26 protein-coding genes are annotated in these 22,213 nt (G+C 63.5%); 4 read left to right on the top strand and 22 right to left on the bottom strand.

The window, feature by feature from the left end; translation table 11 throughout:
- Positions 1 to 31: 31 nt before the first annotated feature.
- The 3 genes from PVE73_RS21100 to PVE73_RS21090 form a co-directional block, all read right to left on the bottom strand.
- Positions 32 to 1,003 (bottom strand): ABC transporter substrate-binding protein, encoded by a 972-nt coding sequence (locus tag PVE73_RS21100; RefSeq protein ID WP_277364124.1) that lies wholly within the window; start codon positions 1,001 to 1,003, stop codon positions 32 to 34.
- A gap of 36 nt (positions 1,004 to 1,039) precedes the next feature.
- Positions 1,040 to 1,474 carry a hypothetical protein gene (locus PVE73_RS21095; protein ID WP_277367593.1) on the bottom strand — a complete coding sequence of 145 codons (435 nt, stop codon included), beginning with the start codon at positions 1,472 to 1,474 and terminating at the stop codon, positions 1,040 to 1,042.
- A 130-nt stretch (positions 1,475 to 1,604) separates the two neighbouring features.
- Positions 1,605 to 1,823 (bottom strand): hypothetical protein, encoded by a 219-nt coding sequence (locus PVE73_RS21090; RefSeq protein WP_277364123.1) that lies wholly within the window; start codon positions 1,821 to 1,823, stop codon positions 1,605 to 1,607.
- Between the two features lie 215 nt (positions 1,824 to 2,038).
- Between PVE73_RS21090 and PVE73_RS21085 the strand changes: the two genes are divergently transcribed.
- The 4 genes from PVE73_RS21085 to PVE73_RS21070 are packed head-to-tail and all read left to right on the top strand — an operon-like array spanning position 2,039 to position 3,509.
- On the top strand, positions 2,039 to 2,335 hold the full coding sequence (locus tag PVE73_RS21085) for a hypothetical protein (protein ID WP_277364122.1): 297 nt from the start codon (positions 2,039 to 2,041) through the stop codon (positions 2,333 to 2,335).
- The gene (locus PVE73_RS21080; RefSeq protein WP_277364121.1) at positions 2,332 to 2,751 is read left to right on the top strand and encodes a hypothetical protein; all 420 of its coding nucleotides are present in this window, start codon (positions 2,332 to 2,334) and stop codon (positions 2,749 to 2,751) included. The genes PVE73_RS21085 and PVE73_RS21080 overlap by 4 nt, the downstream gene beginning before the upstream one ends.
- Positions 2,738 to 3,046, top strand: coding sequence for a hypothetical protein (locus PVE73_RS21075; RefSeq protein ID WP_277367538.1), 309 nt, complete (start codon positions 2,738 to 2,740; stop codon positions 3,044 to 3,046). The genes PVE73_RS21080 and PVE73_RS21075 overlap by 14 nt, the downstream gene beginning before the upstream one ends.
- 43 nt (positions 3,047 to 3,089) lie before the next feature.
- Entirely contained in the window at positions 3,090 to 3,509 is a 420-nt protein-coding gene (locus PVE73_RS21070; protein WP_277367537.1) for a DoxX family protein, read from the top strand.
- 181 nt (positions 3,510 to 3,690) lie between these two features.
- On the opposite strand, the gene PVE73_RS21065 is transcribed toward PVE73_RS21070, so the two are convergent.
- The 19 genes from PVE73_RS21065 to PVE73_RS20975 form a co-directional block, all read right to left on the bottom strand.
- Complete coding sequence (locus tag PVE73_RS21065; RefSeq protein WP_277364120.1) at positions 3,691 to 3,957, bottom strand: DUF2274 domain-containing protein; 267 nt, start codon at positions 3,955 to 3,957, stop codon at positions 3,691 to 3,693.
- Positions 3,954 to 5,183, bottom strand: coding sequence for a TrbI/VirB10 family protein (locus PVE73_RS21060; RefSeq protein ID WP_277364119.1), 1,230 nt, complete (start codon positions 5,181 to 5,183; stop codon positions 3,954 to 3,956). The genes PVE73_RS21065 and PVE73_RS21060 overlap by 4 nt, the downstream gene beginning before the upstream one ends.
- Positions 5,180 to 6,241 (bottom strand): P-type conjugative transfer protein TrbG, encoded by a 1,062-nt coding sequence (trbG, locus tag PVE73_RS21055; RefSeq protein WP_277364118.1) that lies wholly within the window; start codon positions 6,239 to 6,241, stop codon positions 5,180 to 5,182. Before trbG ends, PVE73_RS21060 begins: the two co-directional genes overlap by 4 nt.
- Positions 6,238 to 6,927, bottom strand: a complete 690-nt coding sequence (gene trbF, locus PVE73_RS21050) for a conjugal transfer protein TrbF (protein ID WP_277364117.1) — start codon at positions 6,925 to 6,927, stop codon at positions 6,238 to 6,240. The genes trbG and trbF overlap by 4 nt, the downstream gene beginning before the upstream one ends.
- On the bottom strand, positions 6,924 to 8,291 hold the full coding sequence (trbL, locus tag PVE73_RS21045; protein ID WP_277364116.1) for a P-type conjugative transfer protein TrbL: 1,368 nt from the start codon (positions 8,289 to 8,291) through the stop codon (positions 6,924 to 6,926). The genes trbF and trbL overlap by 4 nt, the downstream gene beginning before the upstream one ends.
- Positions 8,288 to 8,719, bottom strand: a complete 432-nt coding sequence (trbK-alt, locus tag PVE73_RS21040) for a putative entry exclusion protein TrbK-alt (RefSeq protein WP_277364115.1) — start codon at positions 8,717 to 8,719, stop codon at positions 8,288 to 8,290. The genes trbL and trbK-alt overlap by 4 nt, the downstream gene beginning before the upstream one ends.
- 13 nt (positions 8,720 to 8,732) lie before the next feature.
- On the bottom strand, positions 8,733 to 9,446 hold the full coding sequence (trbJ, locus tag PVE73_RS21035) for a P-type conjugative transfer protein TrbJ (RefSeq protein ID WP_277367536.1): 714 nt from the start codon (positions 9,444 to 9,446) through the stop codon (positions 8,733 to 8,735).
- Between the two features lie 39 nt (positions 9,447 to 9,485).
- A complete protein-coding gene (gene trbE / locus PVE73_RS21030; RefSeq protein WP_277364114.1) occupies positions 9,486 to 12,035 on the bottom strand; it encodes a conjugal transfer protein TrbE in 2,550 nt (849 codons plus the stop codon).
- Between the two features lie 7 nt (positions 12,036 to 12,042).
- On the bottom strand, positions 12,043 to 12,324 hold the full coding sequence (locus tag PVE73_RS21025) for a VirB3 family type IV secretion system protein (protein WP_277364113.1): 282 nt from the start codon (positions 12,322 to 12,324) through the stop codon (positions 12,043 to 12,045).
- The gene (locus PVE73_RS21020; RefSeq protein ID WP_277367535.1) at positions 12,324 to 12,608 is read right to left on the bottom strand and encodes a TrbC/VirB2 family protein; all 285 of its coding nucleotides are present in this window, start codon (positions 12,606 to 12,608) and stop codon (positions 12,324 to 12,326) included. Before PVE73_RS21020 ends, PVE73_RS21025 begins: the two co-directional genes overlap by 1 nt.
- A 47-nt stretch (positions 12,609 to 12,655) precedes the next feature.
- Entirely contained in the window at positions 12,656 to 13,660 is a 1,005-nt protein-coding gene (gene trbB, locus PVE73_RS21015; RefSeq protein ID WP_277364112.1) for a P-type conjugative transfer ATPase TrbB, read from the bottom strand.
- Positions 13,661 to 13,863: 203 nt separating this feature from the next.
- Complete coding sequence (locus tag PVE73_RS21010; RefSeq protein WP_277364111.1) at positions 13,864 to 14,754, bottom strand: LysR family transcriptional regulator; 891 nt, start codon at positions 14,752 to 14,754, stop codon at positions 13,864 to 13,866.
- Between the two features lie 74 nt (positions 14,755 to 14,828).
- The gene (locus PVE73_RS21005) at positions 14,829 to 15,731 is read right to left on the bottom strand and encodes an energy transducer TonB (protein ID WP_277364110.1); all 903 of its coding nucleotides are present in this window, start codon (positions 15,729 to 15,731) and stop codon (positions 14,829 to 14,831) included.
- A complete protein-coding gene (gene exbD, locus PVE73_RS21000) occupies positions 15,724 to 16,197 on the bottom strand; it encodes a TonB system transport protein ExbD (protein WP_277364109.1) in 474 nt (157 codons plus the stop codon). The genes PVE73_RS21005 and exbD overlap by 8 nt, the downstream gene beginning before the upstream one ends.
- 6 nt (positions 16,198 to 16,203) lie before the next feature.
- Positions 16,204 to 17,205 (bottom strand): tonB-system energizer ExbB, encoded by a 1,002-nt coding sequence (gene exbB, locus PVE73_RS20995; RefSeq protein WP_277364108.1) that lies wholly within the window; start codon positions 17,203 to 17,205, stop codon positions 16,204 to 16,206.
- A 701-nt stretch (positions 17,206 to 17,906) separates the two neighbouring features.
- Positions 17,907 to 18,428, bottom strand: coding sequence for a YbaN family protein (locus tag PVE73_RS20990; protein WP_277364107.1), 522 nt, complete (start codon positions 18,426 to 18,428; stop codon positions 17,907 to 17,909).
- Positions 18,428 to 19,027 carry a biliverdin-producing heme oxygenase gene (locus PVE73_RS20985; protein ID WP_277364106.1) on the bottom strand — a complete coding sequence of 200 codons (600 nt, stop codon included), beginning with the start codon at positions 19,025 to 19,027 and terminating at the stop codon, positions 18,428 to 18,430. The genes PVE73_RS20990 and PVE73_RS20985 overlap by 1 nt, the downstream gene beginning before the upstream one ends.
- A gap of 43 nt (positions 19,028 to 19,070) precedes the next feature.
- A complete protein-coding gene (locus PVE73_RS20980) occupies positions 19,071 to 20,381 on the bottom strand; it encodes an HlyD family type I secretion periplasmic adaptor subunit (protein ID WP_277364105.1) in 1,311 nt (436 codons plus the stop codon).
- The gene (locus PVE73_RS20975; RefSeq protein ID WP_277364104.1) at positions 20,368 to 22,212 is read right to left on the bottom strand and encodes a type I secretion system permease/ATPase; all 1,845 of its coding nucleotides are present in this window, start codon (positions 22,210 to 22,212) and stop codon (positions 20,368 to 20,370) included. Before PVE73_RS20975 ends, PVE73_RS20980 begins: the two co-directional genes overlap by 14 nt.
- Between the last annotated feature and the right edge of the window lies 1 nt (position 22,213).

The raw sequence follows: 22,213 nt of genomic DNA, 5'->3' as shown, positions 1-22,213 counted from the left end.
TCCTTTGAAAACGACGCAGCGGAGCGGGCTCTCAGAGCGCGTAGAACCCGTCATCCGGCAGCTTGCCGCCGATGATGCGCGGATCGTCGTCAGCGAGGATGGAGAAGAAGGCCTCCAGTTCCGGGCGGATCGAGGATGCGGGTAGCGCGGCGAGATTACTGTGCGGGATTGCCTGTGCGACCACAGGGCTCATCAGGCCGAATTCGTCGGCCGATGCCAGCGCTGCCAGGGTGGGATGGCTCACCACATAGTTCAGCGCCGATTGAAGGGCTTCTTGCAGGGTCCGAAGGCCTTCCGGACCGACCTCGTCAATGAAAGCCGACGTGACCGCAAGACCGGCCTGCGGCAGGAAGCCATCCCCGCCGATCGCCTCGGCCCACGTCTTCTGGCAGTCGACGGCGCGCGTCAGCCCGCTCATGCTCAGCTTGCCCTTGAGGATGGTCGCAGTCGCAGCCGGCTCAGCCAGCAGCGCGGCTTGCGTGCGGCCGGCGAGCAGCATTTGCATCGCCTCGGGCGGTGTGCCGGCATATTCGAGCTGCAGGTCTTTTCCAGGCTCGAGCCCTGCATGGGATAAAAGGCGGCGCAGAATGAAATCCGGCATATCGTTGCGGAAGGGAACGGCCAGCCTCTTGCCGGCAAGATCCGCAATGCCGCCGATTTCGGAGCCCGCCACGATGTACAACAGCCCGCGCGTCATAATGTTGGCGAGTTGCACGCCAAGACCGCGATTGTAGAGATTGGCGGCCACGTAGCTCGGGACGATGACCGCCTTCATCGAGCCGGAGCTGATCCCGGCACGCATTTCGTCGGGCGTGCGCCAGGTCTTGAATGCAACCGATGGAGCGATGGCTTCGAGCGTACCGCTCGCCACGGCCTGGGCCAGTACGATGGAGGGCGCTGCCGGCGGCCCCCAGAACGTCAGCGGGTCGGCGGCCCAAACGGCTGGCGGGCGCGTAACCGCCGCCGCTGCGGCAGTTGCGAGGAGGGTCCGACGGTTGAGCATGGTTGGCTCCTTTCTTGGGTTCCTTCCGGCTTGGCCTCAGAATGTCGCCTTGAGGCCCGCATAGAGTCTTCGCCCATCACGGGGCAGGAATGCCGCCTGGTCCGGTCTTGCTTGATCGACGATCAGCGTCGAAGAGGCGGAGGATGCGTTGAACAGGTTGGTGAGCTCGGCCCGTTGGGGATTCGAGAATCCAACAATGCAAGAGCAGTCCCCCCGGTTGATCGGGAATCCGTTTTGCAGAACGGGGATTCCGCGCTCGACGAGGTTCTGCTGAAGGCCCTGAGCCGCGAACTTGAATGCGGGGCTGACCGCCGACACAACACGCTTTTCAGTTCCCCACTCGAGATATAATCCCGCCAACCGGCGCTCTATCCCCACGTGCCGCTCCGCTAGAAAACCCATACCCTTTCGGCCTGCAGCGATCACCGAGCGCCGGAAAGATTGACGAGAGATATATGTTTTATTCCGCATGTACCCTTGCACCCCACTCTTCATGCGTGAGATCGACGCCAAAAGATGAGTTTTATATTCATCTTTGGAAGCACGCCGGTTTCTGGAAGTCAAGCGCCCTCAACGTCAGGTCGGAGCTTTCACAAGACGGTTATCTCGTCTTGACGAAACCCGCCAACGCGATAATCGCCTGTTCCCCGTTGGCGTCGCCCAGTATGCGGCGATAGAGCAACTGGGCGTCGGTCCAGGGTTCCGTCGATCGCATCACGTAGCCGCGCGTCCAGCAGCGGTGGCCTTCGAGCACGAGCTTCTCGGCCGGGCGCTCGAAATAGCTGTCTGGACCGGGATATCTGTTCCGCATTTCCGGCATGAGTGACCTCCAAATCCAACACCCCGACCGCTGTGAGCGGCAATGCTTAGTCCGATCTGCATAAACTTGACTTTTATAGTCGAGTATTGTGTTTGATTGAAGGTGCCGCGACCGAAATCGGCTGCCGGACGCGTAGAGGAGCGAGCGCCGGAGCAAGCCCCTTTTTCCGATTTTGGCGCCGGTATTGCTGTGCTTGCCGCGGGAGGTGGAAGGATATGCTGAAGATGAGTCGCGCGGAGCTCTATGACTTGGTCTGGTCGAAACCGCTGACGGAAGTCGCCCGCACATTCGGAGTCCGCGACCTACATGTCGCCCTGGCTTGTGATCAGTACGAAATTGCCCGTCCGCGGGCGGGTCATTGGCAGAAGCTCGCGTACGGCAAGGCCGTCGAACAGCCCCCGCTCGAAAACACCGCTTTCCAGGCGGGCCAGACCGTGATCATCGACCGGAAACGCTGGACGATCGCGACCGGAAGCTCAAGCGGCGATCCAGACGGGAGGCGAGTTGCATGAAGCATTGCACGAGTATCGAAGGACACCCGCTTCCGAGCGATTCCGAACGGATCGATACGCGCCGCTACCGGGAACTCGTGGCGGAAGTCGAACGGCAGCGTTCACGCGTTCGCGAGGCCCGGCAAAGAGCCGTCGAGAGCCTGGCGCGCGCCCATGAGGCGCCAGAACCACTCGATACAGCCAATACTATTTTCGTCGCCCTGTATGAGACGCATTGGTGTGATCGGGAAGCGCTCTTCACGGCGATGCGGGATCTCGATGCCGCATGTGAGGCATTGCACGCCTTCGTTTCAGGGTTCGGCACATCGACACACCCCGATCTCCTATCGACCTGCACGAAACAGACCGAACCCGAAGTACAAGAGAGCCAGAATCCAGGCATGGAGAAGCCGCGTGACACAGATGTCCAAGACTGAATCGCGCCGTGAGGAGGCCGAGGCACATTTCCGGATGGCATTGGCGAACGAGTTTTGCCACGTCATCGACAGAACGGGGTTACCGCCGATGGCGGTCCTGCAGCTGGCTGCACAGGCTATCGGATCGATCTATAGCGAGGCGGCAGAGGCGCATTCCAGAATCGATGCCTGCCCATGTGGCTGGCGTCCGCACCCGACCTCCGACACCGAAATCCTGGCCATGGCACTGGTGAGTGCGTGCCGGAAACGGGACAGACAGGATCTCGGCTCGATGCGCGTTGCCGGCACCGCCTGAACAAATCAATCAAGAATCCTGTGGATTTCAGGAGCATTCCATCATGAACAGCAATGAGACTTTGAGCCTCTGGACACCGCGCGTCCTCAGCATACTGCGCATTGTCGCCGCGTTCCTGTTCCTGGAGCACGGTACGCAGAAGCTGCTCGGATTTCCCGCCAGCGAATTCTCGCCCGACATGCTGTTCCTGCCGTGGATTGCCGGCCTTCTCGAACTCGTCGGTGGTGTCTTGCTCATTCTCGGCCTGTTCACGCGGCCGGTCGCTTTCTTGCTTTCCGGGCAGATGGCGGTGGCCTATTGGATGGCGCATGCCCCGCAAAGCTTCTTTCCGGTTCTCAACGGTGGTGACAGCGCGATCCTCTTCTGCTTCGTTTTTCTTTACCTCGTTTTCGCGGGCCCCGGTGTTTGGAGCCTGGACCACATGTTGAAATACAAGAGCGCCACGCCGCAAACGAATCCATAGTCGTGGTCTCGCTGCTGAAGCTACTCTTACGAGAGTACAGGTTCGAGTTCCGCCGTCCGCACCAAACACGTAAAAATCATATCTTGTTCGTGAGTTCGGGGCCGGTTTGATCACCTCGCCAGAGTGCGACGCTGCTTCTCAGCCGGCGTCCCGGAGGTTGCGGGCTAGACAGGCGCACAAACTACGAAGAGCTGCTATCGGTATCGGCTGTGCTTCGACCTTCGGGTCGAGGCAATTGTCTCCTGGCCTTGCGGAACGCCTTGTCGGTAGCCATGAATCTGGCGGCCATTGGCGCAACAAGTCTCGCCGGATCAGGCGCAGGCTGGTTGCTCTCGCGCCCGATCGCCTCGGCATACGCCTGCAAATCCTTGAACACCGGAGCGGGCAATTCGACGGTCAGTTTGACGGGCTTGTCGTCGGGAATGGCGGAGAGTTTGAGTTTGGTCATGACCGCTCCTTTGCGGCATCGTAGGGCTGCATCACCAAATCCCGTTTCACAACAATCCTGACCGGGAAGCCCGGCCGCACCGTGAGCGTCGGCTGGATGTTGAGCTGTCGGCGGACGATCTGCTGGCCGATGTCGGAGGCAGTGTCCTGGGCGCTTTCCCGGATGGCCTTGGCGATGTCGCTCTCGTCATCGCTGGAGAGTTCCGTACCGATGCCTAGCAGCGTCGAGAGAATCGCGGCGCGGAAAATCCGGCCCCAATGATGGTCCACTCCGTCCTCCAGGCCGGAGAAGCCTTGCGTGTCGGAACCCGCGAGGCGCTCTAGCACAATGGACGTGCCGTCGGGCATGACGATGTGGTTCCACACGAGCAAGACGCGGCGCTGGCCGAATGCGACCTGGCTGTCATACTGGCCGATCAGGCGCGCGCCCTGCGGGATCAGCAGATGCGATCCGGTCGGGCTGTCATAGACGTGTTCCGTGACCTGCGCGGTGATCTGGCCGGGAAGATCGGAATTGATTCCGGTGATCAGCGCCGCCGGAATGACAGACCCAGCCTGCACGACATAGGGCGAGGCTTTGTCCTGCACGCGGTCGGGGCTGACGGTACGGCGATCCGCCTCGGCATTGACGAAGGCGAGCTTGCGGTCCTGCATGTTCTGTGCGGCGCCGGGATCGAGCGGCGACGTCTCTGTTGGTAAGGTGAGGCCGGACGACGGATCGCGATTACCCACTGCTATTTCTCCCGCGATCTGCTGACCTGGCGCCCGTAGGCCACGGCTGTCCGTAAACAGTTTTGCGACGCGGGCGGCTTCGATCTCGGCCAGGCGGCGCTGCTCGTCGGGATCAGCACGTGGTGTCTCGATAACTGGCACTTCAACCGACTTGCCTTGTTCTTGCGCACGGCGGATCGGCCGGCCGAGATCACCGGGCAAGGCCGGCCCCAACGCTGGAACGTCCGAGCGCGGCAGGCCGGTATAGTCGCGCGGAAGGTTCTGCAAGCCGTCAGCCGTCGAGCGGTTTTCGGTGCTGTAGAGTTCGGTAGCGGGTTGACTGCCGCGCTGACTGGTATCGAGCGCCCAGAAGAGTGAGCCGACAATGGTGACGGCGCTGACGCCGCCGAGACCGATCAGCACCTTGCGCGACAGCCGTGTCACGCGAGGAGGCTCGGGTCGAAGGCGCAGTTCGGCCTTGATGTCGCCGGCAGGGATATTCGGTGCGTTGGTCATCGGCCTCGCCCCGATGCAAAGAGCGCGGTGCGCCGCTTGGCCGGGCGACCGTCGGTGCGGACGATGCGCACACGCCTCTCGCTCGTCTTGTCGCCGAGACGCAATTCGGCGGCGGCGAACAGACGGTCGACGACATAGTAGTTCTGGCGGGCGCGGTAGTTGACCAGTTCGGAGTTACCGGACGGGCCAATGACGAAGAGCGGCGGCATCTCGCCCTTGCCAATACCGGACGGGAACTCGATATAGACCTTCGATCCATCATCGAAGGCACGCAGCGGTTTCCAGGGCGCGCTGTCACCCTCGATCGAATAGCGGAAGTTCAGCTTCGAGATGTCGACCCCTGTCGCCACAGGCTGCGCGGCGATCGCTCTTGCGTTCTGCCGGCGGAGCGCAATCAACTGGTCCCGCGGATATTGCCAGGAGACCGAGGCCATGTAGGTCTTCTCCGTCGAGCGCAGTTCCATATGGTAGGTGCGCCGGTCCGTGTTGATGACGAGATTGGTCTGGAGGTCCGGCCGTGTCGGCTTGACCAGGATATGCACCTGCCTGCGATCGCCTGCGCCGCTTTCCGTGTCGCCGATGATCCAGCGCACCGTGTCGCCGGCCGCGACCGGGCCGGAGCCGACGAGTTGCTCGCCGGGCTGGAGGGCGATGTCGGTGACCTGACCGGGCGCGGCATAGACCTGATAGAGCGCGCCGGCCGAGAAGGGATAAACCTGCACGGCATTGATGAAGCCGTCGCGGACGGGCTGCATGCGTGCAGCTTCGTTCGCTTGGGTGACGCGGGCCTTCGGGTCCTTCGGCTCCGGTTTGGCCTTGCCGCCATCGACCGGCTTCAACTGGCCGGGCAAAGGGAGCGGCTTCGGCAGCTCGACCACCTCGACTTTGCCGGGCGGATCGGTCTTCAGAACGGCCGGCGCGACATTGTCGTAATCGATCTCCGGCGGGATGTATTTGTTGGCGCAGCCGCCCAGAGCCGTGGCGGACAGGAGTGCTGCGGCGAGCACCGGCGAATATCGCGCCGTGCTGCCTTCGGTCTTCCTTGTCACCCCCTTCATGACCCCATCTCCTTCGACCAGTTGATTGCGTTGACGTAGACGCCGAGCGGGTTTGCCTTCAGCTTGTCGGCCGTGCGCGGCTGCTGGATCACAACGGTGAGGATGGCGGTCCAGCGCTCGGTGCCGGCGATCTGGCCATTCTCGTAACGACGCTCTGTCCAGGCGATGCGGAACGAGTCTGGCGAAGCGCGGATCACGCTTGAGATCTCGACGGCGATCTGCTGCCGGCCGACCCTGGTGAACGGGTCGTTCGAACGGGCGTAATCGTTGAGCGCGATTGCGCCGCGATCGGTGGTGTATTCATAGGCGCGCAGCCAGTTCTGCCGCACGATGATCGGGTCAGCCGGAATGCTTCTCACCTGCTCGATGAAACGCGCCAGATGCCATGCGATCTGCGGATCGGTGGGCCGATAGTCGGCGACGGCCGAGGCGACAGCCTGTGCCTCGCCGAACTTGTCGACCTGTACCACCCAGGGCACGACGGTGCCGCGCGTCGACTGCCAGACCAGTGCCGTGGCGAATCCGCCTGCCAGTATCAGCGAGCCGAAGGCCATCAGCCGCCAGTTTTTCGCCTGCACGCGGGCCGAGCCGATGCGCTCGTCCCAGGCCTGTGCGGCGCGCTGGTATGGAGTTTCCGGTTCGGGCGTGCGCGCATAGCGCACTGAAGGTCTTTTGAAGAGGTTCATCTGCGGTCATCCTGATCGAGGGAAACGGACATGGAGCCGCCGCCGGAATCGCCGGAGCGGACGGCGTGGGCTGCGGCGGTTGCACCGTGGCTCACGGACTGGCCGCGCTTCATGCGCGTGGCCCAGGCTGGCGGAGAAGAAGCGGCTGAAGGAGACGCGCCAGCGGCGGTATCCGCCATGCCGGCGACGGGTGACTGTCCGCCGGTGACGCTCCATGCTGCCGCGCGGCCCGCCGATTGGCTGGAGGACAAGGATTGGGCGGCGCGCGACATGGCGTCCTTCACCGGCTGCACGGCAGCACTCGCGCCGGCCTTGGCAACGCCGCTCATGCCGGCAGCCACGGCCCCCGTTCCGGACTGACCGGAGGTCGAGGCGGCAAGGCCATAGGCGGTGGAGGCGCTGCCGGCCAGATGCGCGCCACCACGGGCGGCAGCGGCACCCATGCGCCCGCCGGCGCCGATCGCGGCAGCACCGCCGCTCAATCCGGCACGCGCCCCCATATAGCCGGCAGCACCCATACCCGCGGCAGCCAGGCCGGTGCCGGCCGCCGCCCCCGCGCCAAGCTGGGGCGCGCCGGAGACGAGGCCGGTGGCGATGCCGGGGCCGAAGATGCCGAGGCCGAGCAGGCAGAGCGCGCCCAGCACCATGGACAGCGCATCGGTGATGGTCGGTTGTTCGGCGATGCCGGTGGTGAACTCGTCGAACAGTCCGGAGCCGATGCCGACGATGACGGCGAGCACCAGGATCTTGATGCCGGAGGCGACGATGTTGCCGAGCACCTTCTCGGCGAGGAAGGCCGTCTTGCCGAATAGCGCGAAGGGGATCAGCACGAAGCCGGCGAGCGTCGTCAGCTTGAACTCGATGAGTGTGACGAAAATCTGTACCGCCAGAAGGAAGAAGGCGATCAGCACGATCGCCCAGGCGATCATGAGCACCATGATCTGCGCGAAGTTCTCGAAGAAGGAGAGATAGCCCATCAGTTCGCCGGCCGCCTCTAGGATAGGATCGGCGGCGTCGAGGCCGACCTGTGCGACGCGACCAGGCTGGAGAAGCTCGGAACCGGACAGCGCGGAGCCGCCCGCCTTCAGGCCGAGACCGGAAAAGCTCTCGAAGACGATGGCTGCGAGCGAATTGAAGTTGCCGATGATGAAGGCGAAGAAGCCGATATAGAGCGTCTTCTTCACAAGGCGCTGCAGCACGTCCTCGTCCGCGCCCCAGGCCCAGAACAGGCCGGCCAGCGTGATGTCGATGACGATCAACGTGGAGGTGAGGAAGGCGATTTCCCCGCCGAGCAGGCCGAAGCCGGAATCGATATAGGCGGTAAACGTTTCCAGGAAACGGTCGATGACGCCGACATCGTTCACGGCCGTGGCTCCACGCTGATTTCGGGTTTCTCGTCGCCGGCCGTGTTGCCGGTGACTTCTCCCATGCCGGGTCTGGGTGCATCGTCCGGAGCGATTGGGAGCAGTTCGGGGAACGTGCTTTCGGCCGGAGGCGGTATGGCGCCAAAGCGTTCCGGCTTCGGCTCGGCCGGACGCTGCGGCTCGTCTCTCTGGAAGAAGCGGCGGCGGTTCTTGGCCCAGGCTTTCAGGCAGGCTGGATCGTCGGCGGCCGCCATGCCGAGATCGCGGCAACGCAGCAGTTCGGACCGCGCGGGCTCGCCGCCCGGATGGCGGAGGCGAAGGGCGGGGGCGTCCTCCGCGCCGTCCCTGCGCAGCACCATGACGGCAGCAATCATGGCGCTGCCGATGGCGAGAACGGCGATCATCCGGGCGGCGATCTTCAGGTCCATGGCGGCAGGCTCCTCAATCGTGGAACATGCGCACGGCGGACGGGCTGTATCGGCGGCCATTCATGAAACGGCTGAACTGCTCGCGGGCCTGCTCCTGCGCAGCGGCCTGTCGCGCCTGTTCGAGTGCCGCGGCCCTCCCTTGAGCCGCCAGCATGGCGGTCAGGTCCGCGACCTGTGCGGCCTGCACGGCGAGCAACTGGTTGCCGGCCTGCGTTGCCTGAAGCACGCCGACGGCCGACTGGCTGGCATCGACCAGCGAGCTTGACTGCGAGCGCGTGCCCTCGATATTTTCGACGGCAACGGCGCCTGCTTTCAGGGAATGCTCGAAGGCGGAGACCGATTGCTGCCAGCGTTCGCGCGCCGAGGCGACGAGTTGCTCGCCGGACTTATCGGCGGCGAAATCGCGATAAGTCGAGGCGAACTGGCTCTCGATATCCTGCACGCTGTAGGCAAGCTTCTCGGCTTCCCCGAGCAACGCCTTCATCTCGGAGAAATTGCCCTCAATCTCGGACAGTATCGAGGTCGGCAGGCTGGTGAGATTCTTCGCTTGGTTGATCAGCATCTGCGCCTCGTTCTGAAGCGAGGCAATCTGGTTGTTGATCTGCTCCAGCGAGCGTGCGGCGGTCAGGACGTTTTCCGCGTAGTTGGACGGATCGAACACGATCAGTGCCGAAGCCGGCGGTGAGGCCAGCGCGATGCCGATCGCAGTGGTGCTGGCGACGACCATGCGGCGCAGGCGGTGATGTCGGGACGTGCAGGTCATGGATCAAATCTCCTCTTCGGATGACGGGTCGGCGGTTTCGGGATCGGTGCCGGCTCCGGTCTTCGTCGACGCAGGGCCAGTTTCTCCGGACGCCGCGGGTGGGCCCGGCTGCGCAGACCGGTCGATGACATTGGTGAGGTCGGGAATGAGATCGGCAGCCCAGCGAAGCCCATTGGCTTCGAGCCACGCTTCGAGGAAATAGGGCCGCGCGCCGTCGCGCAGCAATTCGTCGATCAGCGCGTGCGCGGCCTTGTCGGACGCGCCGCACAGGATGAGCGCAATGGACCCAAGGCCGAGTTCGAACAGGCGGTTGCCGCGCCGCGACTGGTAATAATAGTCGCGCTTGGGCGTCGCCCGCGCGATGATCTCGATCTGCCGGTCGTTGAGGCCGAACTGGCGATAGACGGTGGCGATCTGCGGCTCGATCGCGCGCTCATTCGCAAGGAAGATACGGGTCGGGCAGCTTTCGACCAGCACCGGCGCGATGGGCGAGGCTTCGATGTCGGCGAGTGACTGGGAGGAGAAGACGACGCTGACATTCTTCTTGCGCAGCGTCTTCAGCCATTCCTTGATCTTTTCCGCAAAGCCACCATCGTCGAGCGCGCGCCAGCCCTCGTCGATGACGAGCAGCGTGGGACGTCCATCGAAACGCGCTTCGATGCGGTGGAAGAGATAGGAGAGCACGGCCGACGCCGCGCCTGTGCCGACCAGCCCTTCGGTCTCGAACGCCTGGACGGACGCCTCGCCGAGACGCTCGGTCTCGGCATCGAGCAGCCGTCCATGTGCGCCGCCGACGCAGTAAGGACGAAGGGCTTGCTTCAAGGCGGAGGATTGCAACAGCACCGTCAGGCCGGTGATGGTGCGCTCCTCGACCGGCGCGGTGCTAAGCGAGGTCAGCGCCGACCAGAGATGCTCCTTGACCTCCGGCGTGATCTCGACGCCTTCGCGTCGCAGAATGTCGACCAGCCAGTCGGCGGCCCATGCCCGTTCCGGCGTGTGGTGGATGCCGGCGAGCGGCTGGAGCAAGACGGAGCTGGAAACCGCATCGTCGGTGAGCGCGCCGCCGAGATCCTGCCAGTCGCCGTTCATCGCCAGCGTGGCGGTGCGGATCGAGCCGCCGAAATCGAAAACGAAGACCTGGGCGTTCTCGTAGCGCCGGAACTGCAACGCCATCAGCGCCAGCAGCACCGACTTGCCGGCGCCGGTCGGACCAACCACCATCAGATGGCCGACATCGCCGACATGGAGCGCGAAGCGGAATGGTGTCGCGCCTTCGGTCCTGGCATAGAACAGCGGCGGCGCATCGAGATGCTCGTCCCTTGCCGGTCCGGCCCAGACCGCCGAGAGCGGGATCATGTGGGCGAGGTTCAGGGTCGAGATCGGCGGCTGGCGGACATTGGCATAGACCTGTCCCGGAATGCTTCCGAGCCAGGCTTCGATCGCGTTGACGCCCTCCGCAATGCAGGTGAAATCTCGGCTCTGGATGACCTTCTCGACCAGGCGCAGCTTCTCGTCGGCGATGGAAGGGTCGGCATCCCAGACCGTCACGGTCGCGGTGACATGGGCTTCGCCGACCTGATCGGAGCCGAGATCCTGAAGCGCGGCATCGGCGTCGGCGGCCTTGTTGGCGGCATCGGAATCGACGAGCACCGACTGCTCGTTGGTCATCACCTCCTTGATGATGGCGGCGACCGACTTCCTCTTGGCAAACCATTGCCGCCGGATCTTCGTCACTAGCCGGGTGGCGTCCGTCTTGTCGAGCATGATCGCTCGCGTCGACCAGCGATAGAGGAAGGCGAGCCGGTTGAGGTCGTCGAGAATTCCGGGAAACGTCGTGGTCGGGAATCCAATGACGGTCAACGTGCGCAGATGGAAATCGCCGAGACGCGGCTCCAGCCCGCCGGCGAGCGGCTGATCGGCGAGCAGCGCGTCGAGATGCATCGGCGTCTCGGGCACGCGGACGCGATGGCGGGATACCGATATGGTCGAGTGCAGATAGGTCAGCGTCTCGGCATCGTCGAGCCAGTCGGCTTCCGGGACAAAACCTTCGATGAGGTTGAGGACACGGTCGGTGCGGTCGACAAAACCCTTCAGCAGTTCCCATGGATCGACGCCGCTCTTCTCGCGTCCCTCGTAGAGCCAGCTTTCCATGCGCGAGGCTTCCTCGGCCGGCGGCAACCAGACGAAGGTGAGGAAATAGCTGCTTTCAAAGAGCACACCGCTATCCTCGAACTGCTCGCGACGTTCCACGTCGACGAGCGCGGCGGCGGAATCCGGAAACAGGCTTTCCGGATAGTCCGTCGCCGGATTGCGCTGTGCCTCGACGAAGATCGCCCAGCCGGAGCCGAGGCGGCGCAGCGCATTGTTGAGCCGCGCTGTCGTGCCGATCAGTTCGGCCGATGTAGCGCTGTCGAGGTCGGGGCCGCGAAAGCGCGCGGTGCGCTGGAAGGAGCCGTCCTTGTTCAAGACGATGCCCGGCGCGACGAGCGCCGCCCAGGGCAGGAAGTCGGCGAGGCTGGCGGAGCGCTTGCGATATTCGGAGAGGTTCATCATGGCGACCTCACACGCCCATGTGCGAGGGGTAGCGCAGGTGCCGCCGGCCGACGTCGACGAACTGCGCGTCGCGCTTCGCCGCCCAGACGGACGCGAAGTGACCGACGGCCCAGATGACCAGCCCGGCGATCCACAGCCGCAGGCCGAGCCCGACGGCGCCGGCCAGCGTGCCGTTGAGAATGGCGACCGAACGTGGTGCACCGCCGAGCAGAATCGGCTCGGTCAGCGCGCGATGCACCGGTGCGAAGAAACCGCGGACTTCCTCGGAATCGAGCGGGGACCCCGTCATTAGACCAGCGCTCCGCCGCCAAACGAGAAGAAGGACAGGAAGAAGGAGCTGGCGGCAAAAGCGATCGACAGGCCGAAGACGATCTGGATCAGCTTGCGGAAGCCGCCGCCGGTATCACCGAAGGCCAGCGTCAGGCCGGTGACGATGATGATGATCACCGCGACGATCTTGGCGACCGGTCCCTCGATGGATTCGAGGATCTGCTGAAGCGGCTCCTCCCACGGCATAGAGGAACCGGCGGCACGGGCGGGCACGGCCGTCAGTATGACGGCGGACGCGAGCATGGTGCCGTGGGCAAATCGCTGGTGAGCACGGGTAAGGAGGGGCAGGATCACAGGTCTTCTCCTTTCGAAAGACTTTGCGGATCGGGTTCGATCTGTGCGTTGAGGGTACGGTAGTCGCCGGTCGCGGGATCGAGCCCCTCCACCAGGGCGATCCCGACCAAACGTCTTGCGGAGCCACGGCCGGAAAGAACGGCGATGAGGTCGATGGTTTCTGCGATGAGCGCGCGCGGGACCGTGATGACAGCCTCCTGCACGAGCTGCTCGAGCCGGCGCAGCGCGCCGATTGCCGTATTGGCATGAATGGTGCCGATGCCGCCGGGGTGGCCGGTGCCCCATGCCTTCAAGAGGTCCAGCGCTTCGCTGCCGCGCACCTCGCCGACCGGAATGCGGTCGGGCCGAAGGCGCAGCGACGACTTCACGAGGTCCGAAAGCGAGGCGACGCCATCCTTGGTGCGCAACGCGACGAGATTGGGCGCGGCGCATTGCAGCTCGCGCGTGTCCTCGATCAGCACGATGCGATCCAGGGTTTTTGCGACCTCGGCCAGCAGCGCGTTGGTGAGCGTGGTCTTGCCGGTAGACGTGCCGCCGGCGACCAGGATGTTCTTCCGCTTCTCGATCGCCAGACGCAAAACGTCGGCCTGTGAGGCGGTCATGATGCCGGCCGTGACGTAATCGGCGAGCGTGAACACAGCGACGGCCGGCTTGCGGATAGCGAAGGCGGGTGCAGAGACAACAGGCGGCAGCAGGCCCTCGAAACGCTCGCCGGTCTCCGGCAGTTCGGCCGAGACGCGTGGGGAACCAGGATGAACTTCCGCGCCGACATGATGTGCAACTAGGCGCACGATGCGCTCGCCATCGGACGGCAGAAGCATTTCGCCGGTATCGGTCAGACCTTCCTTGAGCCGATCGACCCAGAGGCGCCCGTCCGGGTTCAGCATCACCTCGACGATCGAAGGGTCTTCGAGATAGCCGACGATCGCGGGGCCGAGCGCAGTGCGCAGCATGCGCGCCCCGCGTGAAAGTCTCTCGTGGTTTTGATGATCTGCCGGCATGTCATCCCCGTTTTCGGCCTTCCGCGATCACGGGCGGATGGCGACGGGGACAATCAAGAAAGGCACAAATTGCGCCGCTGCAACACTATTCTTCGGCGTTTCGCAGCCGGTCGTAGCGGATCGAAAAAATACAGGAAACATTCGGCGCGATTTGCGGCGCGCGCCTAGCCAGAATACCATCGCGAATTGCTACCGGAGGTGAATCAGCTTCGCGGTTTCAGGGCTTCGATAAAGTGCTCTCTGGCGGGATTGACGTTGCCCGGTTTCCAGCAGGCGATATAGCCGAGTCGCGTTGCACCGTTACCGTCATGAACCGGGCGGAAGACCACGCCGAGACCCGACAGGCCGACAGCTGATTCGCATTGCAGCGCAATGCCCTGGCCGTCCGCTACCTCGCTCAGGATGCTCTCGCGGCTGAGACGACGTGTAATGATCTGAGGGTGGTCCGACGGCGCGGCGAGATGGCGAAGCAGGATATGTCGGATGTCGGGCCCAGGGTCATGATGACTGATGAGGAAGCGTTCCCCCTTTAGTTCCGGCCAGTAGATGATCGGTTTCTCGGTGAGTGGGTGACCTTTCGGCAGGGCGACCACGAGACGCTCCGCCCAGAGCGCGACAGAACTGAGTACATTGCACTTGCCGGTGTCACCCAGGATTATGGCAATGTCGATCTTGTCTGAAAGCACACCAGCAATCAGTTCGACGAACGGAACCTCTATCAGTTCCACCTCGATATCGCGATACTGCGCCCGGAAATCGCGCAACGCAGCGCGGAAGCCCCCCGACGACAGCGACTTGTAGAAGCCCACAAGAAGGCGTCCCGCCTTGCCTGCGGCACTTGCTTTTGTCCTTTCGGCAAGGCGGTCGACATCTTCGATTATGCGACGCGCCGCGGTGACAAATTCCTCACCGGTGGGTGTCAGCCGTGCTCCCGAGGTTGAACGGTCGAACAGGGCGATACCGCCAAGTTCGTCTTCGACCTCCTTGATACGTCTGCTGACGATCGGTTGTCGGACATTGAGCTCATGCGCAGCCGCGCTGAAGCTTCCGTTGCGGGCACTGGCAACGATGTAGCGGAGATGGCGAAGGTCCAATCAGCCCTCCCTATCGAATCCTCTCCTCCTCACTTATGTTCCGGCCGCTCTTTCAGGAGCTGATCATTCCCGTCCTAGCGGATGCTGAATTGCACCGGCGCGGTGATTGTCTTGTTGACACCGGGCGGAGGCGCGGGCACCGGAGAGGCTCGGCGGACGAGCGACAAAACCGCCTGATCGAGCTCAGTAAAGCCGGAGGAACGGGCAAGCGAAACAGACAACACGTTTCCGGAACCGTCGATACGGAAACGGACATAGGCAACACCTTGCTCGCCGCGCCTTCTGGCGCCTGATGGATAACGCTTGCGCCTCTCCAGATGGGCCATGAGGCGAGACTGCCATTTGGCCGGTGTCATGGAAGACGAAAACAGGCCGGACGAGGTCTGACGCGCAGCCGTGCGGTTCGATTCTTTCACCCGCGCCTGTGCCTGGACTGCCGCTTTCGAGGTGGTTGCCAGCTGTTGGCGCTGTGATTTGCGGACAGGCTCCGGTTCTTTCGGTGGCTTGGTGGCGACTTCCTTTTTCGGCTGTGGCCGCTGCGGCCTGGGCGTGGGGATCGGAACCTCGACATTCTCGACTTGAGCCGCAATCGGTTCATCGACAGGCTCGGTGACCGGTTCTTCCTCAGCAAACTCTTTCTCCACCGGAGCTGGTTCAGGCTCGCTTGCATCTTCGGGAGGAACATCAGCGGAAGCATCGGGCTCCGTTATCTCGTCCGGTTGGGCGATGCTCTGCTCGACGGCTTCCTGATCGGGAGCGATTTCGTTTTCCTCCGTCGCCACGGCTTCCGGGTCGGGGGCCAACTCGATCATGATAGCTGGTGGCGGCGTCTCATCGGCGGACACGGCCGGCTGCTCGCGCAAAAACCACACTGCAGCACCGACATGGGCGGTCAGCACGACAATCCCTGCACCGGTCCATAGGGCGAGTTGGGCGATACGGGCACCGTGACCTGCGAACCCATTCCGATCAGCCATTGTGCTCCTGCTCCGCAGGCTCGGTCGCCTCTTCCTTCTGTGCATCCGGGGCAGACTCCAGACCGACCAATGCGATCCTGAGATAGCCGGCAGCGCGCAGGAGGTTCATGACCTTCATCAGTTCGCCGTACTCGATCGAGCGATCGGCGCGCAGGAAGACGCGCGCCTCCTGATCACCGCCGGTAACCTCGTCAAGGGCGCTCTTCAGCCGGTTGCGGTCAATCGGGTCTTCCCCCAAGCTCAGCGTGAGGTCCTCTTGCAGTGTGAGGTAGAGCGGCTCATTCGGCCGTTCCCGAGGTTCGGCCGTCGATGCCGGCAGATCGACGTCGACATCCACCGTGGCGAGCGGCGCTGCCACCATGAAGATGATCAGCAGCACCAGCATGATATCGATGAAGGGAACGACATTGATCTCGGAATTTTCGTCGAGATCATCGCCGTGGCGTTCTTTTATGCCTCCAGCCATGGCGCATCACTCCGCAGCCAGCGCGGCGCGAGCCGGGCCGGCACCGGCCGGCACCTTGCGGAAATCGAGATCGAGACTGACTAGCCGCTCGACGCCAGCCGCCGCATCCGCCAGCAGTTGCCGGTATCCGGCGATGCCGCGGGCAAAGACGTTGTAGATCACAACGGCGGGGATAGCGGCAACAAGGCCGATGGCCGTGGCGAGCAGAGCCTCGGCAATGCCCGGCGCGACGACCGCGAGATTGGTGGTCTGCGCCTCCGAGATGCCGATGAACGCGTTCATGATGCCCCAGACCGTGCCAAAAAGGCCGACGAAGGGAGCGGTCGACCCGATGGTGGCCAGCAGTCCCGTGCCCTTCGCCAACCGCCGACCAGCCTGGGCCTCGATGCGCTGGAGGCGGGATGCGACACGCTCCTTTACTCCCTCATTGCCGGCGTGGTCGAGTGCGGCATCAGACCGGCGCAATTCCCCCTCCGCCGATTGCACCATGAACGCCGCCGGTCCGCGGCGGCCGGTGAGACGCTGGTCAGCCTCATTGAGACTGGCGGAGGCGTTGATGGCCTTCAGAGCCCGCTTCGCCCGGGCTTTGGCACCAGCGAGTTCCAGCGATTTTGCCAGCCACACTGTCCAGGTGGTGAGCGATGCAAGGGCGAGCCCGATCATCACTGCCTTCACCACCCAGTCTGCCGCCATGAACATCCCCCAGGGTGAAAGGTCATGGGGCAGGTCGGCGCGGTGCCCGGTGTCGAATATTCGGGAAAGGGCACCGGCTGGATCTTCAAGAACAGAGGGGGGCGGTGCAGAGGGGCCAAGCGGCAATTGGTCAGTGACGGCATTGCCTCCCGCAGACATTTCGGAGGTTTCAGGAACTGTTTCTGCCGGACTATCTGCCTGGGTTTCGGACTGCGCAGGTCCTGCACCGTCGCTTTCCTCGGCGCGTTGTGCTTCAGCGGGCGGCTGCGTATCCGGCGTGGAGGCAGGCGTCACGATTCGTTCCTGCGTCGGCACCTCATCTGCTTCCTGTGCCGCGGCCCCGTCCCACCAGCCAAGCGCCAGGGTGAGGACGATGGCGACGACTACCAACTCCCATCCATCTTTCGATCGCCGGATGAGAGGAGTGGACCACAGGAAACGGTCACAACAGGACATGGTCGGCTCTATTCTTTCTGAGGGACTTGGTCGTTTGATTGGTCGATGGAGGAACGAGGGAGTGGCCAAAGGGAGAGTAGTCCAGCCCGCGGGGCAGAGGCCGTCGTACTGCAGCTGCCCACAGGGCGCAGTCGAGGCAGGCGAGCCGGCCGCTTCCTTCCCCATGTGCAAGGTCGGCAAGCGTAAAATTGTCGATGATCGATAGGAAGGAATGGGTTGCTGCTCGCAACACACTATCAATCGGTACCCTCCCGCGCCCTCTCTCCTCACCGATTGTATCGCTGCAAAGGCTGCTCTGGGTAAGGCGAAGGACCGCGCCAAGCCGAATGCTGCTTGCCGGACGGGCAAGGCTGACGCCACCACGCCTGCCCCGATGGCTCCTGAGGAACCCGCCGTGGACCAGCAAATTCACAACGCGCGCTGCGAATGCCGGTGTCGTTCCCGCACGTTCGGCCGTGTGCTGGGTGAGGACAGTCGCCCCTTCTTGCTCCGCACAGCTGAGAAGAACATCGATTGCGATCTGTGATTGTCGCGACAGTTGCATACTCGCTTTCCTCCCGTTAGCGATGACTTGATGGTTTTGTCGACTCTTTGGATGGCGCTCCCTGCACGGGTTCCGGTCGCGTTACGACATAGATGGCTGAGCCGATCATGAAGAGCGCGACAGACATGTCCAACCAAACTCCGGGTGTCAGGGTGACCACAAAGATCGTGTAGCCAATACACATGCCGTGACAGGCCAACATCTTGGCACGGAACGGCACGGCGCCCTGTTCGCGCCATGCGCGCAACGTCGGACCGAAACGCGGATGACCGAGCAGCCAGGCTTCGAGCCGTGGCGAGGAACGCGCGAAGAACCACAGCGCCAGGATCAGGAAGATCGTCGTGGGCATGAGTGGCAGCGCTGCCCCGGCGAAGGCCAGCAGGAGCATCAGGCAGCCTAGGGCAATGAAGCCGTCTTTCTTGCATTCATCCATGAGTTTTCCATTCGTCGACGGTGGCCCCGCGCTCTTGGTTTCGGCGGCTTTCTGAACAGCGGTGGAGCAGGTACGCCGACCTCGTAGGATTTCGGCGGCATTCATCAAAACACCTCGTCGACCAGGACATGCACACGCCGGAAGGCGCTGGTCGCCCCCTCGACCACACGCGCCTCTTCCTCGCTGCTGAGATCGACAGCGTCGAGAGCAGCCGTGAACCTGCGCCAGTGGAGCCCGCGTCCGTGCGGATGGCCTGCCAAATGCCGCGCTCCCAGTGTTTCCGATAATCCGAGCCTGGCCGCTTGCTTCAAGAGAAACGCAGCACCCAGATTGGAGCCCTCCGCCACATAGAGCCAGCCGAGCGCATTCGGGACATCGATCTCATAGTCCGTGTCGAGGGCAAGGCTTGGTATGCTCATGCGCAGATCGCGCATATCCTGGCGGATCAGACCGAGCCGGCGTCGGGCCTCCAGATCCGGGAGAAGCTGTGCCAGCGTCGCGTAACGGTAAAGCGGATCGATTTCTGCATGAAAACGGTACTGCAGCTCAAGGAAGCGGTAATAACGCTCCTGGGTGCTGAATGGTTCTGCCGCCATGATGCGCTTGTCGAGGCGGTCATGCGCCTCGTGTGTCATCTGCTTCAGGCGCTTGCTCCTGCTGAATTCTCCCGCAGCCGATGCATCTTCCAGGTTCACAACATTCATGCTCAGCCCCTTTTCACCCTCATAATTGCGTGTTGGCGGTGCGCTATTCTTCACGGAAGGCGCGATTGATCTGATCGGTGAGCGGTTTCACCACATAGGAAAGAGCCGTCCGCTCTCCGGTTTGAATGAAGGCTTCGGCCGGCATGCCGGGAATGAGCGCAACTCCGTCGAGACGTGCGAGCTCCTCCGGCGGGACCGATATGCGGACGAGATAATAGGAAAGGCCGGTGCGCTCATCCTGGGTGAGATCGGCCGCAATCCGGGTGACGTCGCCGTTCAGCTCCGGTGTCGTGCGCTGGTTGAACGCGGTCATCCGCAGAACGGCTTTCTGGCCGAGCCGGATCTGGTCGATATCCTTGGGAGCGATTTCGGCGTCCAGTGCCAACCGGTCCTGGTTGGGCACGATCAGCATGATGGTGTCGGCCGGCGAGATCACGGCGCCGGGCGCATGAACGGAAAGCTGATGCACCATGCCGCTTTGGGGGGCGACGATATCGATACGCTTCAGTTCGTCTTCCGCCGCCACCTTGCGCTCGACGAACTCGCCGATCTGAGCCTGGACCTCGCGCAGTTCCCGGCCCACCTCCGTCTTGAGATCGGAATCGATCTGGAGGATCTGGAGCTTCGCCTCCGCAATGCGGCCAGCCACCTGCGCCTGACCGGCGATCGCCTCACCGCGTTCGCCGCCGAGCGTCGCGGCCTCGCGATCGAGTGCGTTCATGCGCTGGACGGTGACCAGGCCATTCTCCCTGAGCGAGCGGAGCCCCTTCAGTTCGTCTTCCAATACGGCCAGGCCGCGGTCGAAGGCATCCTCCTGTGCCTTCAGGCCGGCGATCTCCATCTCGTACTGGTCGATCCGCTCCGCCAGCTGGTTCTTCTTTCCTTCACGGGAGCGCTTCCGGAAAGCAAACAGCTGGCGTTCACTGTGGATCGCCTGCGCGACATCGGGGTCGTTGAACCGGGCGAGCAGCGCATCGGGAAAGACGATTTCGTTCAGGTCATCCCGCTCGGCTTCGAGCCGAGCGCGGCGCGCCATCAGCTCATCGAGCCGCTTGGTGACAACGGCGAGGTTTGCCATGGTCTGCGTGGCGTCGAGCCGGATCAGAACCTCTCCCGCTTCCACGCGCTGGCCCTCGTGAACAAGGATTTCACCGACAACGCCTCCGGTCGGGTGCTGAACCTTCTTGACATAGGAATCCACGACGAAGGTGCCGCCTGCGATCACCGCACCGGCGAGATTGGTCGCCGCCGCCCAGCCGCCGACACCGCCAACCAGGACCAGACAGGCAATCCCGCCAGCCAGAAGATGCCGCGTTATGGAGCGCGACACTGTCGAAACATCAGTGTTTGACATCGGGCTTTCCTGCATCTTCAAGCCGGGGCTCATCCGCATCAGCAGTCTCATTGGCGACAACCCGGAGTGAACCGAGGGATCGAGCGGTCGGTCCGTAGCCTTGCGCACCCGGTGCCGCGCCACCGTTCGATTGCCGGGTCTTCAGAACTTTCGACAGAACTTCGTCGCGCGGGCCGAACGCTTTCACACGTCCGGCATCCATCATCAGGGCGAGATCCACGACGCCCATGGCGCTTGGCCGATGCATAACGACGACCGCGATGCCGTTCCGTTCCCGCACGGCTCTGATCGCCCGGGCAACGGCCATCTCTCCGTCACCGTCGAGATTGGCGTTGGGTTCGTCGAGGACGACGAGAAACGGATCGCCGTAAAGTGCCCTGGCAAGACCGATGCGCTGACGCTGACCGGCTGAAAGAGACGAACCGGCCTCGCCGATCCGGGTCTCGTATCCCTTTTCGAAACGCAGGATCAGGTCGTGCGCCCCGGCCGCCTTCGCCGCAGCAACGATGGCCGCCGGATCCGGACCCGGTTCGAAGCGGGCGATGTTGTCGGCAATCGTGCCGTCGAACAGTTCGACGCCCTGCGGCAGGTAGCCGACGTGTCGGCCAAGGGCACTCTTGTCCCATTGATCGAGACTGGCGCCATCGAGGCGGACCTTGCCGCCCGCCGGCGTCCAGACGCCGACGAGGGCGCGGGCGAGTGTGGACTTGCCGCTGCCGCTCGGGCCGATCATGCCGAGTGCGCTGCCGGCCGGAATGACAAGGTTCACGGCCTGGACCGTCGGCTTTTTCTCGCCGGGCGGGACAATCGTCACGTTCTCGGCGCGCAGTTCCTTCTCGGGCGCGGGCAGCGCCATGACCGAACGCGTGTCGGGCATTTTCGCCAGTAGCTCCTTAAGCCGTGTCCAGCTCTGGCACGCCATCAGGAAGGGCCTCCAACTGGCGATCGCTAGATCAACAGGGGCAAGCGCCCGGCTCATCATGATGGAGCTGGCGATCATCACGCCAGCGGTCGTTTCCTGCTCGATGACCAGCCAGGCGCCGACACCGAGGATGGTCGACTGCAGCATCATGCGGAGCGACCTGGAAACGCCGCCGAGGCCGCCCGCAACGTCGCCAGCGCGGCGGTTGGCGGCGAGATAGCCCGCATTCGCCTGGCGCCAGCGCTCCGCGATACGCTCCCCCAGGCCCATGGCCGACACCACCTCCGCGTTGCGCCGCCCCGCTTCCATCAGCGCATTGCGCGCCATGCCGTGACGGATGGTCTCGCGCGTCGGTCGATGCGAGAGCAGGTCGGTCAGGAGGGTGAGCGATATCAGCACAATGGCGCCGACAAGCGCAGTCACGCCGATCCAGAAATGAAAGATGAAGCAGATGCCCAGATAAAGCGGCATCCAGGGCAGGTCGAAGAAGGCGGTAGGACCCTGCCCGGAGAGAAAGCCGCGCACATTGTCGAGGTCGCGCAGCGGCTGCAGGCCGTCTCCCGGCATTCGTGTGAGGAGCGGCAAGCGCACCACGGCCTCGTGCACCCGTCCGGACAACTGATGATCGAAACGCTCGCCGATGCGCAGGAGAACGCGCGAGCGGATGATGTCGAGCAGGGATTGAAACGCGTAGAGACCGGTCGCCAGAACGGCGAGCCCGACCAGTGTCGGCAAGCTGTGGCTCGACAGCACACGGTCATAGACCTGCAGCATGAAGAGCGGCGCGGTCAGCGCAAGCACATTGACCACACCGCTGATCAGGGCTATCCCCGCCAATGCTGGTCTGAGAGATGAGACTCCCGCCGCAGCCTCGGGCTGCGACGGTGTCTGCTGTGGCGCTTCCAACACG

This window comes from Chelativorans sp. AA-79 (assembly GCF_029457495.1).
In the GTDB taxonomy this organism is placed as follows: Bacteria; Pseudomonadota; Alphaproteobacteria; order Rhizobiales; family Rhizobiaceae; genus Chelativorans.
This window is presented reverse-complemented; position numbering and strand designations above follow the sequence as displayed.